Origin of the sequence: Sinomicrobium oceani (assembly GCF_900119185.1) — a bacterium.
Lineage (GTDB): Bacteria > Bacteroidota > Bacteroidia > Flavobacteriales > Flavobacteriaceae > Sinomicrobium > Sinomicrobium oceani.
Map to the genome: position 1 here is coordinate 126,430 of NZ_FPJE01000013.1, position 22,537 is coordinate 148,966.

At 44.9% G+C, this 22,537-nt stretch carries 19 protein-coding genes; 12 read left to right on the forward strand and 7 right to left on the reverse strand.

What is annotated here, in order from left to right:
- Position 1 precedes the first annotated feature (1 nt).
- From BT112_RS12890 to BT112_RS12910, 4 genes are all read left to right on the forward strand, one after another.
- Positions 2 to 1,504 carry a RagB/SusD family nutrient uptake outer membrane protein gene (locus BT112_RS12890; protein WP_072317848.1) on the forward strand — a complete coding sequence of 501 codons (1,503 nt, stop codon included), beginning with the start codon at positions 2 to 4 and terminating at the stop codon, positions 1,502 to 1,504.
- Between the two features lie 37 nt (positions 1,505 to 1,541).
- Entirely contained in the window at positions 1,542 to 2,525 is a 984-nt protein-coding gene (locus BT112_RS12895; protein WP_072317793.1) for a zinc-binding metallopeptidase, read from the forward strand.
- On the forward strand, positions 2,522 to 3,898 hold the full coding sequence (locus tag BT112_RS12900; RefSeq protein ID WP_072317794.1) for a DUF4302 domain-containing protein: 1,377 nt from the start codon (positions 2,522 to 2,524) through the stop codon (positions 3,896 to 3,898). Before BT112_RS12895 ends, BT112_RS12900 begins: the two co-directional genes overlap by 4 nt.
- Positions 3,899 to 4,181: 283 nt before the next feature.
- Complete coding sequence (locus BT112_RS12910; RefSeq protein ID WP_072317796.1) at positions 4,182 to 4,622, forward strand: hypothetical protein; 441 nt, start codon at positions 4,182 to 4,184, stop codon at positions 4,620 to 4,622.
- Between the two features lie 123 nt (positions 4,623 to 4,745).
- Here the strand turns inward: BT112_RS12910 and BT112_RS12915 are convergent, their stop codons facing one another.
- The 3 genes from BT112_RS12915 to BT112_RS12925 all read right to left on the reverse strand — a co-directional run bounded on the left by BT112_RS12915 (position 4,746) and on the right by BT112_RS12925 (position 7,261).
- Positions 4,746 to 5,318, reverse strand: a complete 573-nt coding sequence (locus BT112_RS12915) for an NAD(P)H-dependent oxidoreductase (protein ID WP_072317797.1) — start codon at positions 5,316 to 5,318, stop codon at positions 4,746 to 4,748.
- Between the two features lie 94 nt (positions 5,319 to 5,412).
- Entirely contained in the window at positions 5,413 to 6,228 is an 816-nt protein-coding gene (locus BT112_RS12920) for an AraC family transcriptional regulator (protein WP_072317849.1), read from the reverse strand.
- A 184-nt stretch (positions 6,229 to 6,412) separates the two neighbouring features.
- Positions 6,413 to 7,261: a DUF2911 domain-containing protein gene (locus BT112_RS12925; protein ID WP_072317798.1), complete on the reverse strand. Its 849-nt coding sequence runs from the start codon at positions 7,259 to 7,261 to the stop codon at positions 6,413 to 6,415.
- Positions 7,262 to 7,481: 220 nt separating this feature from the next.
- Between BT112_RS12925 and BT112_RS12930 the strand changes: the two genes are divergently transcribed.
- Positions 7,482 to 7,904 (forward strand): thiol-disulfide oxidoreductase DCC family protein, encoded by a 423-nt coding sequence (locus BT112_RS12930; protein ID WP_072317799.1) that lies wholly within the window; start codon positions 7,482 to 7,484, stop codon positions 7,902 to 7,904.
- Between the two features lie 54 nt (positions 7,905 to 7,958).
- Positions 7,959 to 9,395, forward strand: a complete 1,437-nt coding sequence (locus tag BT112_RS12935) for an arylsulfatase (RefSeq protein WP_139276188.1) — start codon at positions 7,959 to 7,961, stop codon at positions 9,393 to 9,395.
- Here the strand turns inward: BT112_RS12935 and BT112_RS12940 are convergent.
- From BT112_RS12940 to glmM, 3 genes are read right to left on the reverse strand one after another with little or no spacing between them, the layout of a single operon-like run.
- A complete protein-coding gene (locus BT112_RS12940) occupies positions 9,392 to 10,894 on the reverse strand; it encodes an aminotransferase class V-fold PLP-dependent enzyme (protein ID WP_072317801.1) in 1,503 nt (500 codons plus the stop codon). The two genes, BT112_RS12935 and BT112_RS12940, sit on opposite strands and share 4 nt — an antisense overlap.
- A gap of 11 nt (positions 10,895 to 10,905) precedes the next feature.
- Positions 10,906 to 11,382, reverse strand: a complete 477-nt coding sequence (locus tag BT112_RS12945) for a GNAT family N-acetyltransferase (protein ID WP_072317802.1) — start codon at positions 11,380 to 11,382, stop codon at positions 10,906 to 10,908.
- 12 nt (positions 11,383 to 11,394) lie between these two features.
- Complete coding sequence (glmM, locus tag BT112_RS12950; protein ID WP_072317803.1) at positions 11,395 to 12,792, reverse strand: phosphoglucosamine mutase; 1,398 nt, start codon at positions 12,790 to 12,792, stop codon at positions 11,395 to 11,397.
- Between the two features lie 297 nt (positions 12,793 to 13,089).
- Between glmM and BT112_RS12955 the strand changes: the two genes are divergently transcribed.
- The 4 genes from BT112_RS12955 (at position 13,090) to BT112_RS12970 (ending at position 19,711) form a co-directional block, all read left to right on the forward strand.
- On the forward strand, positions 13,090 to 13,680 hold the full coding sequence (locus BT112_RS12955) for an acyl carrier protein phosphodiesterase (protein ID WP_072317850.1): 591 nt from the start codon (positions 13,090 to 13,092) through the stop codon (positions 13,678 to 13,680).
- Between the two features lie 70 nt (positions 13,681 to 13,750).
- Positions 13,751 to 15,445, forward strand: a complete 1,695-nt coding sequence (gene ggt, locus BT112_RS12960) for a gamma-glutamyltransferase (protein WP_072317804.1) — start codon at positions 13,751 to 13,753, stop codon at positions 15,443 to 15,445.
- Between the two features lie 231 nt (positions 15,446 to 15,676).
- The gene (locus tag BT112_RS12965; RefSeq protein WP_072317805.1) at positions 15,677 to 18,478 is read left to right on the forward strand and encodes an outer membrane beta-barrel protein; all 2,802 of its coding nucleotides are present in this window, start codon (positions 15,677 to 15,679) and stop codon (positions 18,476 to 18,478) included.
- Positions 18,479 to 18,754: 276 nt separating this feature from the next.
- A complete protein-coding gene (locus BT112_RS12970; protein ID WP_072317806.1) occupies positions 18,755 to 19,711 on the forward strand; it encodes a Fic family protein in 957 nt (318 codons plus the stop codon).
- A 45-nt stretch (positions 19,712 to 19,756) separates the two neighbouring features.
- On the opposite strand, the gene BT112_RS12975 is transcribed toward BT112_RS12970, so the two are convergent.
- Positions 19,757 to 20,107 carry a 4Fe-4S dicluster domain-containing protein gene (locus BT112_RS12975; RefSeq protein WP_072317807.1) on the reverse strand — a complete coding sequence of 117 codons (351 nt, stop codon included), beginning with the start codon at positions 20,105 to 20,107 and terminating at the stop codon, positions 19,757 to 19,759.
- Between the two features lie 167 nt (positions 20,108 to 20,274).
- On the opposite strand from BT112_RS12975, the gene BT112_RS12980 reads away from it, so the two are divergent.
- A complete protein-coding gene (locus tag BT112_RS12980) occupies positions 20,275 to 21,336 on the forward strand; it encodes an acyl-CoA reductase (protein ID WP_072317808.1) in 1,062 nt (353 codons plus the stop codon).
- 89 nt (positions 21,337 to 21,425) lie between these two features.
- Positions 21,426 to 22,493, forward strand: a complete 1,068-nt coding sequence (gene serC, locus BT112_RS12985; protein WP_072317809.1) for a 3-phosphoserine/phosphohydroxythreonine transaminase — start codon at positions 21,426 to 21,428, stop codon at positions 22,491 to 22,493.
- Positions 22,494 to 22,537: the final 44 nt, after the last annotated feature.

Sequence of the window (22,537 nt, forward strand, 5' to 3'; positions counted from 1 at the left end):
GATGAAAAGATATATACAATACATCGTTCTGAGTATGGGGATTTCGGTGCTCCATAGCTCCTGTAGTTCTTTTTTGGACGAGGTGCCTGACAACCGAACGGAAATAGACAGCAAAGAAAAAATTGACGAACTTCTCGCCGGAGCTTATCCGACCGGAACTTATTTTCTGTTTGCAGAAAGTATGAGTGACAATGCTGCGGATAAAGGACCAAATGCTATCACCAATGATCGGACAAATACCGAGATGTTTTTCTGGAGGGACCTCAACGACGAAACTGAGGATACGCCTACGTACTATTGGAATGCCTGCTACAAAGCCATAGCACAGGCCAACCACGCCCTTGTTGCAGCAGAAGAACTGGAAAAAAACAATGGGGAAGACCTGTCGCCGCAACGGGGCGAAGCCTTATTGGCCCGTGCCTATGCACATTTTATGTTAGTCGCGTTTTGGTCGAAACCCTATAACCCGGATACGGCAGACTCCGACCCGGGTATTCCCATTGTACTGGAACCGGAAACCGTGGTTCTGGAAGATTATGAAAGAGGTACCGTAAAAGAAGTTTACGAACAGATCGAAAAAGATCTGGAACTCGGCCTGGAGCTTATCTCCGACCATTACGAAAAGCCTAAGTTTCACTTTACCGTAAATGCGGCAAAGGCTTTTGCCTCCCGCTTCTATGTATTCAAAGGCGAATGGAACAACGTCATAGCATACGCCAATGACGTGCTGGGCTCGGATCCCGCCGTAAACCTTCGACCCTGGAACCAGGAAACTTATACAGGCCTGGGCACCTCAAGAGAATACGGCATTCAATATCAGTCGTCCGGAGAAAAATCTAATTTACTGATAGCCTCGGCAAAGTCTACATATACAAGACTGTTTGATGATGAAAGATATGCCCTGAGTGCAGGATTAAGTACTTCCCTCTTTTTCGGAAACACAAATCCCACGGGAGGTCGATGGAGTTATCCGGTTTTCTCCAGCGGAGATTACAACAACAATGTTCCGAAATTTACGGAGTACTTTATCACTACCAATATCAGTGCCCAGACCGGTCTCGCCTATCTGATGTGCGTCCTTTTCTCTTATGACGAGGTCATCCTTAACCGGGCAGAGGCCCTGGCAATGACCGGAAGAGAAGATGAGTCCGTCAGGGATATCAATAGCTTTTTGTCTAAAAAAACAGCAGATTATTCTGAGGCTACGCATACCATAAACAAAAATAATATCGATACCTTTTACAATGCAGAGGACAATGAATTTTCTCCGTTTTATCCTATTCCGGAGTCCGCCGAGTCCCTCATAAAGTGCCTGTCCGAATTGAGAAGATTAGAGTTTTATCACGAAGGTATGCGATGGCTGGACCACAAAAGGTGGAACATGGCGGTTACCCACGAAGATTATTTCGGAAATGCTACCGTGCTCCCCAAAGACGATCCGAGGAGAGAATTACAAATACCGGCGGTTGCCAGGGCAAGCGGAATAAGTCCGAACCCCAGGTAAACATTCCTGAACACATCTTAACAAAAACATCAGAAAAATGAAACGAATACTCAAATATATATACATTTTGGCCCTCATAATCCTGTGTGATAGCTGTTCCGGAGAGGAACCGGTTTCTTCGGAAAGTGTTTTGGATACCGAAACCCCTGCACTTTCCGAATTGGATATTTGGATCAGGGAAAACTTTGTAGCCCCATACAATATAGACATTCTTTATAAATGGGATGACAACCAGGTAGATCTCAATAAATACCTGTACCCCCCTACATTAGAAAATGTACGCCCATTACTGGACGTAGTGCTTGAGGTATGGATGAAGCCTTATAATGAAATTGCGGGTGAGGACTTTATTAAAAACATTGCTCCCCGGCAGTTGATTTTGGTCGGGGGATATAATGTCAACGAATCGGGTACCATAACCCTCGGATTTGCAGAACAGGGGTTAAAGATAGCGCTCTTCAATGTAGATCAGCTCGATTTGAGTGACCTGGAAGATACACAACAGTACTTTCATACCATCCAACATGAATACTGCCATATCCTTAACCAGACCAAACCTTATGATCCTTCCTATGCGAAAATCACACCTTCGGGATACACTTCCCAGTGGTTTGGAAACGGCAGCAGCTATTCCCTTCGTACAGCCCTGAAAAAGGGATATATCAGCAGGTATGCGAGAGCCAATGATTTTGAGGATTTCGCCGAGATGGTCTCTGCCATGCTCATTATGTCCAGAGAAGAGTTTGATAACCAGGTAAACCTCCTTGTCAATGTCATAAACGGACAACTGGAAGAACTCGAGGAAGATGCAGACGATGACGCTTCCGTACAGTCCGATATAAACGACCTGAAAATAGAGCTCGAAGAAGCTAAGAAAGGAGTAGCCTTTCTCAGACAGAAAGAAGCTTTTGTCGTGGACTATTTCAAATCGGAATGGGATATTGATATCTATGAATTGCAGCAAAAGACGACCACTGCAATGAAAGACATCGTAACTAACCATAAAACTGCCGGAAAATGAGAACAATAATCAAAAATGTATATGTCCTGTGTGTGATTTCAATTTTATTTTGTGCCTGTAAAAATGACGATGACCAGGAACTTTTTAATGAGACGGCTACAAAGAGAATCAGTGAAAGGGAACAGGAACTCAAAAATCTTCTGACTTCGGCTCCCCACGGATGGAAAGCTATATACTTTACAAATCCCAACCGGTTCGGAGGGTTTACGTTGTTAATGGATTTCGATGAAAAAGGTTATGTGAAGATGGCTTCCGACATCGATGAGGATACCGAAGAGAAGACAAGTATATACGATATTAATCTCGGAAATACGGTAAAACTTACGTTCTCAACTAAAAATCACATCCATAAACTCAATGACTCCTATGTCCCGGAAGTACTCAAAGGAACCGGATTCGAAGGCGATAACGAATTTAGTTTCTATGGTGCCAATGAAGACATGATAACGTTCCGGGGCGTTAAAAACAATGTCGAAATTACTTTTGAGAAAGCTACGGCAGAAGACTGGGATAATCTTATTGTGCAAAACAGGGGAATGATAAACAACATCATCTCCGGCCCCGAAGACCCTGTTTACCAGGTCATAAAAATCACGAAAAACGGGAAGAGTACCCTGTATAATTTCAACTATAATGCGCTGATGCGGTTTGTAAGTTCCGAAACCCCGACGGATGACAATAAACTTACAGAGCTATCATTTGGCGTAGGTTTCACCCCCGAGGGCCTGGTCCTCAATCCGCCTCTGGAAATAGGATCGGATACATATACGGACTTTACATGGGATGAAGAAAACAGAACATTTGTATCCCGGACCGAAGGCTCCGTCGCCGAGATCATTTATTCGAACGAACCCGCTTATATCAATAACGATTATAAAGACCTCGGAACTACGGCATATTCTCTGACATACCGGGGAGATCTGACCGATAATGCACTTTCCAATGCGATGAATTCCTCTGTTTTTACTATGCTTATAGCCGAAATAAACGAGGAATTGAAAAAAAGGAATCCCATATTCGAAATAGACCGGGTTGCTCTGATATTCAATTTGGCAGGAGAAACGGACCCGGAACGTTCGAACCTGCTATTAGTCCGGGTCGGAGGGTTTAACTGCAATTATAATATCAGTTACACCTATAAAGACAAGAAGGTCGTTTTTACATATCACGGGCCGCAAAATGACAATGGGGCCTATATGGAAGAGAATCTCAACCCTGGTTTGATAGACCTGATCTGTTCCCCCGAAGGTTTTTATGTAAGCCGGGAAGGGCGGTTTGAATCTCAATATACCAACCCGGCCTATTCGTTGACCAGTGCCGCGGATGCCCGGTTCCGTTTGCTCATGCAGGGTAATTATTACTCTAATGATTAAATAGTGTGACAAACTATAGGCAGAAAGATTTTACGGGTTTTTGATAAAAAGACAAGAGGAGATCATAGCTGATTTCCTCCTTTACTCCGAAAAATTTCTCCATGTTTTGTTTTAGGTTTAGTGCAAAAGAGCCATCCTCTTGGGGTGGCTTTTTTAAAACCATCCCAAGTAGCTTACGGGGATAAAGCATACGGTAAAAAAAATCGTATATTAACCTCATCATTCATTTAAAATGATATAACTTCATCATTTCACAAACTTTTTAAGCCATGATACGGAAATTATGAAAATAAAAAACATACTCACCTGCCTGTTTATGGGCTTGGTCCTGCTCTCCTGCTCGGGGGATGATGATGCGTCGGGAAATGATGTCAGCATAGACACTTTCCGCTATACTGTTGAAACCGTGGAAAATCCCGGAACCCTGACACGGGGAAGCAAAGTAAGGTTTGAAGTACGTACCTCGTCCATACGCAATTCGTATTACAACGTCACCCTTTTTCTCGAACCGGAAAACGGCAAGGGACAGAATCAGTGGTACTTCAATAAAAATTTTCCGGCTTCTCAGTTCATCAGTGAAGAAGTCCTGATACCGGAAAGTGCTACACCCGGCAATTATAACATAGGAGTTTCCGTCCAGGAAATAAACGGCAGCGGTTCGGACGATGACATGCTAAACATTCCGTCTTACGCCAGAAAGATCAAAAAAGTGACTATCCGGTAAATTCCCTTTATCCGGCACACTATTTCCAAATACATCCTTAACTTGCTGATTGTACCGTAACAGAGGCTCGCCATGTTATTTTTAAAAAGACCATCTCAGACCTTAACCGGGAATGCGATAATTTCATATATATACCTCAAGTAAACACTCATTCCACTTTTTGAGTTCGGTTTGCGTTACCCGGTCTGCTTTGTCAAAGTAAAAATGTTTTACGATTTCCAGTCCGCAATAGCTGTAAATCCCTTCATCGGAAGTAAGTGATAAGGCTTTATCCATTCCTGTTTGCCGATATTCTTCCGCAGATTTTCCATGCGTATTTACAATCACAACTTTTTTCCCGTGAAGAAGCCCTTTCTGCACCCCTTTGTCATACCGATAGGCAAAACCATAGCTGAATACCCGGTCTATATATCCTTTAAGAATTGCCGGAAGACCGGTCCACCATATCGGATAAATGAATGTAATACAATCTGCCTGTGAAATATATTCCTGCTCGGTTTTTACGTCGTGAGCGACAGTTCCTATCCGTTGTCCCCTCATGTCTTCCGCCGAAAGTACCGGATGGAACTGAAGCCGGTACAGGTCTCTTACCTTAACCTCATTACCGGTGTTTTGCAGATGATTTTCCAGGTTATTCTTCAACCATGCATTTGCGCTTTCCGGATTGGGATGCGCGTAAATAATCAAATGTTTCATATATTTATTTTTATCGTTTATCAATAGTCGTATGGAATATTGATACCGTAAAAGTAGACCACATGAAAATCCCGGAATTGTAAGAAAACGAAATTTAACCTAAGGGATTGCAGATCTCCCTCTGGAATTTGAGATAGCTTACCGGGGTAAGCCCCAGGTAATATTTGAAATCGTGAATAAGCTGGCTCTGGTCATAATATCCGCATGTGTGGATCAGATCAAACCAGTTGATCTCCTGTTCTCCGGAAGTATACTGCTCCAACATTTCGATAGCTCTTAAAAAACGGTAGTACCGGTGTATTTCCTTTGCAGAATACCCCAATTGTTTTTTATGCAGTAACTGGATGTTCCTTTCGGTCTGCCCGGTCTCTTCGGCCAATGTCTTTACAACATCGAGATTTTTATGTTCAAAACGGGTCAGGCGGTTTATGAGCGGATGTCTGTCTCGTAAATAGGGACGGGAAAAATCGAGAATAAAATCTACCCGCTTTTTATGGACCGTTATTTTTTTCAGTTCGGACCACAACCAGGAGAAACAATGATCCGTCATGAGATGATCCGGGTGTACCTTTATGCTTTTTTCCATTAAAGCATTCCCGAAAAAACGATAAAAAGCATCCCCCTTAAAATTGGCGACCAGGATTTCCGAGCCGGGGACAAGGGTGTAATCAAAAGCTTTTTTTACAGGTCCGAGCAGTAAACATCCTTCAACAACTGTTTGTTGCTCTCCCGACTGTATTGATATCTTTTCGCCAAAACTGAAAATCAGTATGATTTGATACGAAGGCAAAAAGCTTTTCCGTATAACTTCTCCCGAATGGTTTGCCGCAAAATAGAAATGCGTAAACACCTCCCGGAATTCGGAAGGTACCGGAATTCGGTGAGCTTTGAATGTTTCGGAATCCGACATTTCTGATTGCTGGTTAGCCCTGTTAGCCGGTAAACTAACGGAGCGTTTTTTTGAGAAAAGAATGGAATCAGCAGGATAATCTGAAAATATCATTCCGGACATATCGGGGAGGCAGGAAGTTTATCACACCTATAACATCCCGATTCGCCCGAAATGATAAGTCAGCCATCAAGAGAAGAAAAGACTATCGGGCTCCCCACTCCTTTAATGCATCGTTATTCAGCTTTACATAATCCGGATTACCCGCCTTTTCAGCACCTGCAAGCGATTGTTTTGCTGCTTCTACAGCTCCGGCCTTATCGCCCGCTTTATAATAGATCAATGATTTCTGACGCAACATCCAGTACGGAGGATTTTCTTGCATGGACAATGCCTTATCGACCCACGTTTTTGCCTGATTAATATCTTTTCCCTCTTCGAGATAATAGACCGCAGCAGCAAAATAATCCCTGGCCGAAGGGCCATTGAGCGTGTTTTCTATGCTTGCCATGGCTTTGGTTTCGGTAGGTACTTCGATCTCAATACCTACATAAACATTTTCCCAGAGTATACCCAGTTCTACGGAATTATTGGTGATGTCGCCAAACATCATAGTAAATGTCTCCATGTCAAAAGGCATGCTTTGAGGTGTGGCTTTTGTTTTCAGGGCCACTTTGCTTTCATCCCACTTCTGAGGATTTCCCCAGTTGTCGGTATCACTGTAGAAGATCACCTCCCACGAAGCCTTACCGGGAATGGTGTACAGCGCATAGCTGCCCTTTTTCAGGATCTTCCCTCCTATTTTTACATCATCCCCGAATGTGATTTTGGTGTTCTCATTGGCTCCGGTACGCCATACCTCACCGTAAGGTACCAAATTTCCGAAAACTGTCCTTCCACGCATGGCCGGCCGGGAATATTCCAGCTTTATATCGGTAAGTCCTACCTGTTGCTCTACTTTGGAAGACGGACTCGGTGCAGGCGTTTTTACCTGGGCAGTGGCCATCACAGAAGCTAAAGCGAGGCCGCACCATAATACAATGTGTTTTTTCATGGTAATGCTGAATTAGTTATTATTGATTTGAAAATATTTTGCCCTAAAGATAGTGAAGAAATACAATTCCGGAAGTGTAAACTTCCCCGGTAATCCGGGTACGGACCTATACTCCGCCCACCGGGAAATTCGATAAAACCGGCAACCCTAATAAAGGTAATAGTACAGGCATATTCCGTACCCTTTTGCACATCTTTTTGCAGTATCTTTGAAATCAGTTATGAATACTACCTACGACAATAAAAAAATTATCCTCTTTGACGGGGTGTGCAACCTGTGCAACCAATCGGTACAGTTTGTGATTCAACGGGATAAAAAAGACCGGTTCAGGTTTGCTTCGTTGCAAAGTGAAACCGGGCAGCGCCTGCTTGCGGAACGGGGTATAGACCGGGAAACTACCGATTCGATCGTCCTTATAGAACCCGGGGTTGCTTATTACCTCAAATCGCAGGCGGCTATAGAAATAGCTTCGGATCTCGGTAGTGGATGGCCGATACTTCGTATTTTTGAGTATATCCTTCCGTTGTCACTTCGCGACCGTATCTATGATTTCGTAGCCCGAAACCGCTACAAATGGTACGGAAAAAAGGAACAATGTATGATCCCCGCCGACCCCGGCCTCAAAGCAAAATTCCTGGAATAAGAGCAATAGTTCACGAACACATTTTATTTTTATACCTTTAAGGAAATAATTAAAATGATGTTATTTTTCAATATTCGTGTACTGTGCTATCTCCTTCCGTGGAGTTTATTATTAATGGCCTGCCAGCATAAATCTTCAAGGGAAAATCCGGATCGTGTTCTGCCCGGCGAGCCTCCCAATATTATCTTTATTCTTGCGGACGATATGGGAATCGGCGATCTCGGGTGCTACGGACAGCAACGTATAAAAACTCCACACATAGACCGGTTGGCAGCAGAAGGAATGCGTTTTACGAATTTTTATGCGGGGAGTACCGTTTGTGCGCCTTCAAGGGCGAGTCTGATGACCGGGCAACATACCGGCATCGTTCATATCCGCGGAAACGGGGAATATCCGCTGCGACAAACCGATACCATTATTCCCCAACTTCTGCAGCGGCATGGGTATACTACCGGTATGTTCGGTAAATGGGGACTTGGACTGCAAGGTTCTACGGGAGACCCGCGGCATAAAGGCTGGAATAGTTTTACCGGGCACCTGCATCATGTAGAAGCCCATGACCAGCAACCGGACTCCCTATGGCGTATAAAAGAGGGGAAGTTGCTAAAGTTTGCCATCCCGGAAGGTCGTTATGGCAACGAGATATTCACCGAAGATGCTCTTGACTTCATCACAAAACAACCAAAAGACAAGCCCTTTTTTCTGTACCTGTCTTTTACGCTTCCGCATGCAGAGCTCCTTGCACCTGAAAAATACATGCGTCCTTACCTGGACGCATCGGGTCAGAGTATTTTTGCTCCGGAAACCGCCTGGGCACCCGGCCAGCATTACGGCCCCCAACCCTATCCCAAAGCCGCTTATGCTGCTATGGTAAGCAGTGTCGACTCTTATACCGGACGCATTATGCAATGTCTGAAGGCCAAAGGCATTGATAAAAATACCCTGGTGATCTTTGCGAGCGACAACGGTACACATATCGAAGGGGGGCGCAGCCCCGAAGATGTTGCCTTCTTTAAAAGCAGCGGGCCTTACAAAGGGGTGAAAAGAGCAGTATATGAAGGCGGAATACATGAGCCTTTTATCGCCCGCTGGCCTGGTAAAATAAAACCGGCACAACGCAGTGACCACATTGCAGCATTCTGGGACGTGTTACCTACATTAACGGAGATAGCAGGGATTCCCGGTAAACCCGCCGGAATAAACGGTATCTCCTTTGTTCCCGAATTACTGGGACAAACGGAACAATCGCAACACGAATACCTTTATTGGGAATTCTATGAGCAGGGAGGTAAACAAGCTGTCCGAAAACAAAAGTGGAAAGCGGTAAGGCTCAATGTCAGGAAAAACCGAAACGCACCGCTGGAATTATACGACCTGGATACAGACCCCAGAGAACAATACAATATAGCCGGGGAGCATCCGGAAATTATCAGGGAAATGGAAGAAATAATGCGGGAAGCGCATACGCCCAACCCGCTATTTTCTTTTTAAAACTCAAACCAGGCGTTCACTTCTTTTTTAGTATCCGCACTATAGGTTTTATGGAGAAACTCATTCCGGGATTTGTCATACACATAATCCTCAGCCCACTCCGTATGATGTTCCGCCAATGCCCGGATCGATTCGCATACGTAGCGTATCTCATCACAGCTCAGGGTAGGATGAATGGACATGCGTATCCATCCCGGTTTTTTGATAAGGTCGCCCAGCGTAATTTCTTCTACCAGTTTACTCGATGTCTCCTGGTCTACATGAAGCAGATAATGCCCGTAAGTCCCCGCGCAGCTACATCCTCCCCGAGTCTGTATCCCAAAACGGTCATTCAGCAATTTAACGCCGAGGTTATAATGCAGGTCATCGATAAAAAAGGAAAGAACCCCAAGCCTGTCCTTGTGCTGCGGGGCCAGGATATTTACATGGGGGACATCCGAAAGAAAATTGAAAACCTGTTCCAGGATCTCATGCTCTCTGTCCAGTATATTTTTCACACCCATATCTTCTTTCAGGCGAATGGAAAGGGCTGTTTTTATGGCTTGCAGAAATCCGGGGGTCCCCCCGTCTTCCCGTTCTTCGATATTATCGATATACTTATGCTCTCCCCAGGGGTTAGTCCAGGTTACCGTACCTCCTCCGGGAGAATCGGGGATCATATTTTTATAGAGTTTTTTATTGAAGACCAGTACACCTGAGGTTCCCGGGCCACCCAGAAACTTGTGTGGCGAAAAGAATATGGCATCCAGGGCAGCTTCCTCGTCTTCCGGGTGCATATCGATCTCCACATAAGGTGCGGAACAGGCAAAATCCACAAAACAAACCCCGCCATGACGGTGCATGACTTTGGCGATATCGTGATAAGGTGTCTGTATCCCGGTTACATTACTGCAAGCAGTAACCGAAGCGATCTTCAAAGGCCTGTCGCGATGTTTTTCGAGAAGTTCGAGCAGGTTATCCATACAAAACAATCCTTCATCATTTGCAGGAACTACTTCTACTTTGGCCACGGTCTCAAGCCAGGAAGTCTGGTTGGAATGGTGTTCCATATGCGTAATAAATACCACAGGGCGCATATCGTCCGGTATTTGCGTATGTTTCCGTAGGTTTTCGGGGACTTTAAGTCCGAGAATACGCTGGAATTTATTAATAACGCCGGTCATACCACTTCCGGAAGTGATCAGGATGTCATCCTGATTACCGTTTACATGTTCTTTTATGATATGTCTTGCCTTATGGTAAGCCAGGGTCATAGCCGTTCCCGAAACCGTTGTCTCCGTATGCGTATTGGCTACATAAGGCCCAAAATCGTGTAACAGCTTTTCTTCTATCGGCCTGTATAAACGGCCACTTGCCGTCCAGTCCGTATACACAATACGTCGGGTACCGTATGGCGATTCGAATTCCTGGTTTATTCCTATGATATTATCCCGGAACGGTTTGAAATACGCTTCGAGTTCTGTCCTGAATATTTTAGATTCCTCTGCTGTAGCTACCATAAAACAATATATTAACTATGTGTGGTGTATGTGTGTTTCATTGAATTCAATTCCATATGCAGTATGGGATAAGGCTTTCCCGTACTGTCCAGTTCCGATCTTCCCGTAACCTTGAATCCCATATACTCATAAAAACCCCTGGCCTGAAAATTTGCTTCGTTGACATCGACCCGGAAAGCTCCCGCTTCGGCAATAGCATAGTTCAGAAGTTTTTTCCCGAGTCCGGTTCCACGGGTATCGGGATGTATAAACAACATTTCTATACTCGATCCGGAAATACCTGTAAAAGCCAGAATGCTATCGTCCTGTCCCTTAATAACCCGCACATCCAGCATTTTCAGATATGTACTGCGTATCAGGGGGCGGAAAAAACCGATATCTTCTTCTTTAAGAAAATGGTGTGTGGCCCTTACCGAGGCTTCCCACACCTCCACGATCTCATCGAAATCCTCCTCTTCCGCGGAAACGACGACATAAGTATCTTTCATACCCATCTGCTTTTAACCATTAACGGCTACCAGGTCTTCGATCTCCGAGATAATTTTATCAGCCAGCGCATTTGCTTCTTCCTGGCTCTTCGCTTCCGTATAGACCCTGATAATAGGCTCGGTATTGGACTTTCTCAGGTGTACCCAGTTTTCGGCAAAGTCTATCTTTACTCCATCTATGGTAGATAGCTCCTCTCCCCTGTATTTTTCTTCCATCCCTTTCAGAATAGCATCCACATCGATCTGCGGAGTCAATTCTATTTTCTTTTTACTCATAAAATACGACGGATACGAGGCACGTAGCTCACTCACCTTAATGTTCTTCTCAGCCAGAAGCGAGAGAAAAAGCACTACCCCGACCAGGGCATCTCTGCCATAGTGGAGTTCGGGATATATGATCCCCCCGTTACCCTCTCCTCCTATAATGGCCTCGGTATCTTTCATTAGCGCAACCACATTGACTTCACCTACGGCACTGGCCTGGTAACTTCCGCCATGTTTACCGGCAATATCGCGCAATGCCCGGGAAGATGACATATTGGAAACTGTGTTTCCGGGGGTTTTACTCAAAACATAATCGGCACAGGCCACCAGGGTATATTCTTCTCCGAACATTTCCCCGTCTTCACTGATAAACGCCAGGCGATCCACATCCGGGTCGACTACAATACCAAAATCGGCTTTCTTTTTAACCACGAGTTCCGAGATGTCGGTCAGGTGCTCCTTAAGAGGCTCCGGATTATGCGGAAAATGCCCGTTGGGTTCGCAGTACAAAGGCGTAACATGGACTCCCAGTCTCTCCAGCAACCTCGGAATGGCAATGCCTCCGGTAGAATTTACGCCGTCTACTACCACGTGAAATCCGGCAGACTTTATAGCCTTGGCATTGACCAACGGCAATTTTAATACCTCGTCGATATGTATATCTATGTAAGCTTCATTGCGTGTCACTTTACCGAGATGATCCACATCGGTAAAATCAAATTTTTCCTCTGCCGCAAGCTCGAGTATTCTGGCTCCCTGTGCTGCATTGAGAAATTCTCCTTTGTGGTTCAGCAGCTTCAGGGCATTCCATTGTTTCGGGTTATGACTTGCCGTAAGTATAATTCCCCCATCGGCATGCTCCAGGGGTACGGCTACCTCTACGGTCGGAGTTGTGGACAGATCGAGTTTTACGATATCAATCCCCAATCCGGTCAGGGTCTGAATAACCAATCCCTGTATCATTTCACCCGAGATACGGGCGTCTCTCCCGATAACGACCTTGAGCTTTTCCTTACCCCGGTTCTCTTCTTTCAGCCAGGTTCCGTAAGCTGCCGCAAACTTCACCGTGTCTATAGGAGTTAGATTATCTCCGGGTACACCTCCTATGGTTCCCCGTATTCCGGATATGGATTTGATTAATGTCATGAATATAAAGTGTTGTTGTTTAATACCTGTTTTTTGAAGGGGAAAACGGGATCCCGTTTTCCTTTATTGCCTTTGAAAACAGAACAAATATACAATTATATGCTTTCGGAATGTGATTTTGGATTATCATTTCGTCCGATCGGATATACCCGGGTATCGATTCCCCCCGTCAGCTCGGTCTGCTCCGGACTTTTATTTTCTTTCATCAATATCCAAAAAATATGTATTTCTCCGGTTCGGTATAAAAAACAAAAAAACCTCCTGCTTACCACAGCGCTTTATTCGTATATTCGAAAAATGAATTTTTTAGCACACATCTATTTATCGGGTGACGACGAGCTGCTACGGATCGGAAATTTTATTGCCGACAGTATTAAGGGCAACAAATACACGATGTTCCCGAAACGCGTTCAGCAGGGCATATTGCTTCACCGGCAGATCGATTCTTATACGGACCATCACCCGACGGTAAGACAGAGCACGCGGAGGCTTCACGCCAATTACAGCCATTACAGCGGGGTCATTGTCGATATGTACTACGATCATTTCCTGGCTGCTAACTGGGGCGATTATTCCGATGTGCCCCTGGACGTTTTTGCCGATGAGTTCTACACTACCCTGGAAAACCACCGGGATATACTTCCGGAGCGGACCCTGGGGATGCTGCCGTATATGAAAAGAGAAAACTGGCTCCTGAGTTATGCCAGCCTGGAGGGTCTCGAAAGGATACTCACGCAAATGAACCGGAGAACAGCCTATAAATCGAACATGCACCTGGCCGTACATGACCTGCGGGCACACTACACCGCCTTTCAGGAAGAGTTTACTGTTTTTTTTAAAGAGTTGCTTATATTTACCAGGGCAAAGATCCGCGAGGCAGATCAGTAAAGCGGATGGGAAAAACGGAAAAGGGGGAGCTTTAAAAGCGTTAAAATCCGTTCAACCAAAAATTCAATTCATGAAGATAACATATCTCAAGGCCTGTCTTTACTTTTTCAGTGCTGTTCTTGTTTTCGGATGCAAGACCAACAACGGGACATCCGGATTGATTACCGATAAAGCCATGGTCGTGTCGGCCCGTGAAGAAGCTTCTGCCGTAGGTGTGGAAATTCTCAGAAAAGGGGGAAATGCCTTTGATGCCATGGTCGCTACGGAACTTGCCCTGGCGGTGGCCTACCCATTTGCCGGAAACCTGGGCGGAGGTGGTTTTATGGTATATCGTACTCCGGATGGCGAAATAGGCGCACTTGACTATCGCGAAAAAGCTCCCTTAGCCGCTCATAAAGACATGTATCTCGACAGCCTGGGAAATGTCATTCCCGAAAAAAGTACGCTCGGTGCCATGGCCATAGGAGTTCCGGGAACAGTAGCAGGCGTTGCGGAAGTACACCGCAAACTCGGCTCTTTACCTTTCCGTGAAATTCTCGAACCGGTTATCGCCCTGGCCGAAAAAGGGGTTGTCGTTACCGAAAACCAGGCAAAGCGACTGGAGCGAAACCGTAACCTCTTTATTGAAGTCAATGGAGACAGTACCTTCTTTGCCAAACCATTTCGCAGCGGAGATACCATTAAATATCCGGCGCTTGCCCATACGCTGAGACGTATTCAGGAAAACGGGAAAGACGGTTTTTACCGCGGAGAAACCGCTAAGAAACTGACTGCCCTGATCCGGCAAAAAGGAGGTATCATTACCGAAGAAGACCTGGCGAGATACCAGGCCAAATGGAGGATCCCTGTTATTTTCAACTACAAAAACCTCAAAGTCATCTCCATGTCTCCCCCCAGCAGCGGCGGAATCACACTCGGGCAGATCATGCAGATGATCGCGCCCTTTCCTTTGCAGGAATACGGACACAATTCGGTTCGGAGCATACAGGTGATTACAGAAGCGGAACGGCGGGCTTATGCCGACCGGAACTATTTTTTGGGCGATCCGGATTTTACAGATATTCCTCAGGGTACCTTGCTCAGCGAACGATATCTCCGTGGGCGTATGGCCGATTTTTCTTTTGGACAGGCTACCCGTTCGGACGAGGTATCTCATGGAAAAATTCAGGTTACGGAAAGTAATGAGACCACACATTATTCGATCGTGGATGCCTTTGGCAATGCTGTTTCCGTAACTACAACCCTCAACGGGGCCTACGGTTCTAAAGTTTACAGTGACGAACTCGGATTTTTTCTCAATAACGAAATGGATGATTTCAGTGCCAAACCGGGAACGCCCAACATGTTCGGGCTTACCGGTGCCGAAGCCAACAGTATAGCTCCGGAAAAGCGTATGCTGAGTTCCATGACCCCTACTATCGTAGAGAAAGAAGGAAAGTTATGGATGGTTGTCGGGACACCGGGCGGGTCTACCATTATTACTTCCGTACTGCAAACCATACTCAATGTATGCGAATTTGATATGGGCATGCAGGAAGCGGTAAATGCACCCCGGTTTCACCACCAATGGCTCCCGGATACCATCACTTTTGAACCCGGGGCATTTTCTCCGGCTATTCTCGACAGCCTGAAACAAAAAGGTTACTTTATCAATGAAGACCGTACTCCCATATTAGGCAAAGTCGATGCCATTCTTGTCCGTCCGGACGGCAAACTCGAAGGTGGTGCGGACAAACGCGGAGACGATAAGGCAGCAGGCTATTAATCCGCTCCGATAACTTTTTCTTTCTAATCCTCCCCGGAAATATTGTCTTTAGCATTTAAAATATTGTTAAAACCGGACCCCTGCTTAAACTTCTTTATGTTACCGGGGTCTAAGAGCGCAAACGGAAGCATTAAACTTCTGTTAAAAAGTATTAAATTATTATAACACGATAGGAAATACCTGATAATACCAGTAATATAGCTTAATCGTTTTAACCAACAATCAACCGTAATGCATTGTAAATTTCTACTCATTGTAGTGGCTTCGTTTTGGGCCTCTATTGCTTTTTCACAAAACACCATAGAGATCAAAGGTAAAATTGTGGATGCCATGGACCAGTCTCCGCTCGAATCTGCAACCGTGTATATTTCTTCCCAGAAAGACTCTACGGTACTGGACTATACCATCAGCAACCTGTCCGGTACATTTTCGCTCGAAGTCCGAAAAACTGCAGAACCGGCATATATTAAAATATCATTTATAGGCTACCGTTTATATTCCAGAGCTCTGGAAAACCTCAATGATCCGATCGATCTTGGCGTTATCCAGCTCCGGGAAAATGTCGACGAACTCTCGGAAGTCGTAGTCGAGGGAGAAGCGGCTCCGATACAAATAAAAAAAGATACGCTGGAGTTTAATGCAACCTCCTTTAAGGTTCGTCCCGATGCTAACGTTGAAACCTTACTGAAACAGCTTCCCGGTGTGGAAGTAGCCTCGGACGGAAAGATTACGGTAAATGGTAAAGAAGTTAATAAAGTTCTCGTAGACGGAAAGCCCTTTTTTGGAAATGACGGACAGATTGCCACGAAGAACCTGCCTTCGGATATTATTGATAAAATACAGGTATCGGACACCAAAACCAAAGAAGAAGAGCTCTCCGGAGAGGATGCGAGTTCCGACGAAAAAACCATTAACCTCACCATTAAAGAAGGTAAAAACAAGGGATACTTCGGGCGGGCCACAGGAGGTTACGGCACGGACGACCGCTATGAAGCCAATCTGTTTGTCAATTACTTCAACGGCAGTCAGCGTGTCAGCCTGCTCGGGGGAAGTAATAATATAAATAGTGTAGGGTTTTCGATGGATGAGATATTCGATGCTATGGGAGGCGGACGAAATGTCTGGGGCAACAGCGGAGGCGGCATCAATGTTAACGGCGTATCTTTCGGGTCTACCGGATCGGGAATTACGACCTCTCATCTCGGAGGGCTTACCTTCGCAGACGATCTTTTAAACAAGAAGATGGAAACCGATGCAAGCTATTTCTTTACACAAACCAACCGCGAAAATGACAACCGTACGGAACAAACCAACCTGACCCCGGAAGGTGAATTTACTTCCAATTCGGAAAGTTCTACGGAAAACGAATCGAGGGATCATAATTTCAATGCCAATTTCGAGTACAAAATCGATTCCCTGACCTCTATAGGGTTCTCCCCTACCATAACACGTACGGATTCGGACTTCAATTCGAACCAGACCCAGTTTTCTGTAGATGAAAACGGAGACCTGCTCAATGAAAGCGAATCTGTAAACAACAGTTCAAGCACCAGAAAATCATTTCGTTCCGACCTTTTCGTAGTCAGAAGGTTTAACAAAAAAGGCAGGTACATGAATTTGCGGTTCGGCAATAATAATTCTTCCGACGGTTCGGAAGGGATAAACCGGTCGTCAACGATCTTTTACCAGAATGACGATCCGGATGATATCCGTAACCAGAAAGAGATCAATGACAACCAGACCGATAATTATAACCTGAACCTGAGATATACCGAACCCATCACAGACTCACTGAGCCTGACCGGGGAAGTGAGTTACGAAAATAACAAATCGACAAACAACAGGGAAACATTCAATTTTGAAGAAGCTACGGATGATTATACGGGACGTAATGATCCGCTCTCCAACTTTATCGAATCCAAAACCAATACCCTGACCCCGGAAATCGGTTTACGGCTCAGAAAAAGCAAGATACACGCCCGTTTGAATCTCGGGACCAACATTACGGATTATGACAATACCTCCCTTTACCTGGGAGAACAGACCAAACTCAAGGAACAATACATCTATCCTTCGGTACGTGCCAACCTCCGTTATGACCTTTCCAAGGGAAAATCTTTTTTCGTCAACTACAACTATCGGGTAAACCTGCCATCGGCTTCCCAGTTACTTCCCGTAGAGGATTTATCGAACCCTTTGAGCACGACCATAGGTAACCCGGACCTCGATCCTACCCGCGGGCATTCGGTTTATTTCAACTATAACAATTACGATTTTGCCAAAAGAACCGGTTTTTTTGCCTATGGTAACCTGAGTTATGACGAAAACAAGATCGTAAATGTCACTACTTTTGATGAAAACTTCAAAAGGACCACCACATTCCAGAACCTTAACGGCACGTATAGCGCCATGTTGGGTATGAACTGGAACACAAGCAAAAAGAAAGAAGAACACACCTTTAAATATCGTGTGGGGATCAATAGCAACCTGTCCATGAACCGGGGAATTACCAACAATGAAAAGTTCCAGGCCCATAATCTGAGCCTGAGCCCTTCGGCCGCATTCACCTGGGAATACAGCGAACTGTTCACCCTGGAACCCAGTTACGGATTTAGCTATAACGAATCGAGATATACCAATTATACCATAGACCGGACATCTAACTTCCGCCATTCCTTTAAAATACTGACGACTTCATACTGGCCGAAAAATATCGTTTTCGGAAATGATTTTGGTTACACCTACAACTCTAATATCGCCGATGGTTTCCGGAAATCATTCTGGCTGTGGAACAGCAGTATCGGGTATAATTTCATGAAGGACAAAATGACTTTCAAAGTCAAGGTATATGACCTGCTCGACCAGAATGTAGGTACGATGCGAAACATTACGGATTCTTACATACAGGATGTGGAAAACACAGTGTTAAAACGGTATGTCATGTTCTCCCTGAGTTGTAAACTGGACAAGTTCGGGGGTAAAAAAGAAGGTCCGGGAGGACGCAGGGGTCGTGGAAGGTTCCGGGGATTCTAAACGGACGGGAATAAAAAAAAGAGTTCCGAATATCATATTTGAAGCTGCCTGAAACAGGGTCATAAGATCCTGCCCACAGGCAGCTTTTTATTTTTACAGGATACCTTATTACCAGCACAGGCTGAACCCGGGTTTTGGCAAACTCAGAACAGGCTGACGGAATTCCGCCGTTTGTCGCTTCCCATTGTCAAAACGGGATGCTTTTCGGGCTTTTATTTTGCATTTTAATATCGGATAAAACTTTTAAAACCACAAACGATTTTATACCTTTGAGGTATGTGGGAGATTGACAAAACATACCGTAACGATTTGCAGGAAGTCTTTGACAGACTTTTAGAAAAAAAGGAAGTCCTCCAGAATCAACGTCACTTACCTGCTGTTGCCCTGCGCAAAATCCGCGAAAGCCTCATGATCGAGTGGACATACAATTCCAACAGTATAGAAGGAAACACCCTTAGTCTCCGCGAGACACAAATGGTTCTTCAGGAAGACATTACCATAAAAGGAAAATCGCTGCGCGAACACTTCGAGGCCAAGAACCACGAAAGTGCCATAAACCACTTATACAAGCTTGCCGAAGGCACATCGTCTCCTTTGAGCAGTTCCGAGTTGTTATCGCTTCACGGGTATATACTGCGCAGTATCGAAGACGAATGTGCGGGCCGTCTTCGCAACGGAGGGGTTCGTATCTCCGGGGCCAATTTTACACCTCCTAATGCCAGAAAAGTTCCGGACCTGGTCGAAGAGCTTATTACCTTCGTGAAAACAAATCCGGAAGCACTCAACGATATAGAGCTCGCTACTGTTTTTCATCACAAATTCGTATGGATACACCCGTTTTTCGACGGCAACGGCAGAACCGTTCGTCTGGCTATGAATCTCCTGCTCATGCGCAAGGGGTTTCCTCCTGCCATCATCCTCAAAAACGATCACAAAAAATATTATGAGGCTCTCAACCAGGCCAACCGGGGAAAATATCACAAATTGATGTTACTCGTCTCACAAGCCCTCGAACGCACCTTGAATATTTATATCGGCGCATTACCGGGCAGTGATTACGAATATAAAGAAATATCCGACCTTGTCGAAGAAGAAAATATGCCCTACGGGCAGGAATACATCAGCCTGCTTGCACGGCAGGGTAAGATAGATGCTTATAAAGAAGGCAGAAACTGGCTTACCACCAAAGAAGCCGTACAGCAATATATAGCTCGTAGAAAAAGAAAACGCTGACCTCAGAAGATCAGCGTTTATCATATAGTACAGTAATACAACTCCCTATTCGGGGTGCATAAACCGTTGTTTGCCCAACAACTCCTCTTCTGTTTCTACGTGATCCTCATCCGGAACACAACAATCTACGGGACATACCGCAGCACATTGCGGTTCTTCGTGGAATCCTTTACACTCGGTACATTTATCAGGGACGATATAATAGATTTCATCGGAAACGGGTTCCTGAGCTTCATCAGCATTTACAGATTTTCCGTCCGGCAACACCACATCTCCTCCGAGTGATGTACCGTCACTGTATCTCCAATCGTCTGCTCCCTCATATATAGCCGTATTCGGGCATTCCGGTTCGCAAGCGCCACAATTTATACATTCATCTGTTATGATAATTGCCATGATTTCTTCCTTTTTCGTGTAACTTTGTCCAGCAAAAATAAGGCGAAAAGGAATTCTATACAAAAAAAGTAGACTTTTCATGGTCTTTGCTTTCGACCGGGGACATAAAAGACCGTATAAGGCACTGAATATCCTCGTTTTTTTACTAAAAAATAATTTTTAAGCCTATGCATGTACTGCAAAAAAACATAGACGCTTTTGTTAAATTGGGGGCATTTCTCGAACAGTTCTGTGATACTACACCTGTCAGAAAAGAAGGTATTGCCAATAACGATATGTTTTATGATGGTTTTCTGCACCAGTTAAAACTTGCCGAAGAGCACAACGGATGGTTTATCCGGGAAAACCTGTCTTTTGCCATGAAGCAATGGAGCCTGGCCCTGACCCGGGAACATCTCCTGGAGTGGCTTTCGGGATATGATACCCGCCACATAACCCCTAACCGTGTGGCTGTAATTATGGCGGGAAATATTCCCCTGGTAGGGTTTCACGATTTTCTGGCGGTTCTCCTGCTCGGACATTCGGTAGTGGTAAAACAGTCGTCCAATGACAGGCACTTGTTGCCTTACCTTTCGAAGTACCTGGAATACGCAGAGCCGACATTAAAAGGCCGGATCTCATTCACCGAGGATAAACTCGAAAATTTTGATGCGGTCATAGCTACGGGAAGTGATAATACCGCACGGTATTTTGAATATTACTTCGGAAAAAAACCGAATATTATCCGGCGAAACAGAAATTCTGTCGCTGTCCTCACCGGTAAGGAAACCCCGGAAGAACTCAAGGCCCTCGGGGAAGACATCTTTCGTTATTTCGGCCTTGGTTGCCGGAATGTCTCCAAGATATTTGTCCCGGAACAGTATAATTTCGATCAGTTTTTCAAGGCTATATACGCCTATCGCGATATTATTGAAATCCCCAAATACGCCAATAACTACGACTATAATAAGGCCGTGTACCTGATGAGCCTTTTTGAGATGCTCGAAAACGGGTTCCTGATGCTCAAAGAGGACGAAGGCTATGCTTCTCCGATTGCGACCCTATTTTATGAAACCTATGAGAACGGGCAGGAATTAAAGAAAAAACTGGAGGTCGATTCGGAGAAAATACAATGTGTGGTTTCTAATGGGTTTATCACGGGAGAGACAGGTTTCGGAAACACGCAAAAACCTGCATTATCAGATTATGCGGACGGTGTTGACACTATTGAATTCCTGTTAAGAATATAACAAATATTTATCGTTTTTATAACTGTTTTTCCTCGTAATTTTAGCATTTTTGCATAGAACATTCAACACAACATTGTCAAATCCACATGATGAAAAAACACAATTTTAGCGCAGGTCCCTGCGTGCTTCCTCAGGAGGTACTCAAAAAAGCCTCAGAAGCAGTTATCAATTTCAACGGTTTAGACCTTTCCCTGATAGAAATCTCCCACAGGAGTAAAGATTTTATAGAAGTTATGGAGAATGCCCGTTCCCTGGCCATCGAATTGTTAGGCCTGGAAGGAAAGGGATATAAAGCACTTTTTCTGCAGGGAGGTGCCAGCCTTGAATTTTTGATGGTTGCTTACAATCTGCTGGAGAAAAAAGCCGCTTACCTGAATACCGGTACATGGAGTAGCAAGGCCCTCAAAGAGGCCAAGTTTCTGGGGGAAGTCGCAGAGGTAGCTTCGTCCAAGGATGCCAACTTCAATTATATCCCAAAAGGATATACGATTCCCGAAGATGCGGACTATTTCCATTGCACCAGCAACAACACTATTTTCGGAACACAGATCAAGGACTTCCCGCAAACCGCTGTGCCGTTGGTTTGTGACATGAGTTCGGATATCTTCTCCAGACAACTCGATTTTTCAAAATTTGACCTGATCTATGCCGGTGCCCAGAAAAACATGGGGCCTGCAGGAACCACTCTTGTGGTTGTTAAAGAAGAAGTTTTAGGCAAAGTATCGCGTGCCATTCCATCCATGCTCGATTATAAAGTTCACCTGGATAAAGACAGTATGTTCAACACCCCTCCTGTATTTGCCGTTTACGTTTCCATGCTTACCCTGCAATGGCTCAAAGATCTGGGAGGTATCGCTGCTATTGAAAAAATCAACAACGAAAAAGCCTCACTGGTGTACAATGAAATAGACCGCAACCCGCTTTTCAAAGGTTTTGCAGCCAGAGAAGACAGAAGTTCGATGAATGCAACCTTCAACCTTGTCGACGAAGCGCATAAAGATGCCTTTGATGCGTTGTGGAAAGGAGCCGGCATCAACGGTCTTAACGGTCACCGAAGTGTAGGAGGATATCGTGCATCCATGTACAATGCGCTTTCCGTAGAAAGTGCCAAAGTACTGGTAGAAACTATGCAGGAACTGGAGAAAAAAGTCGGGTAACCCTATCGTAAACAACCCTTATTAAAATTTCATTCCCGTTTGCC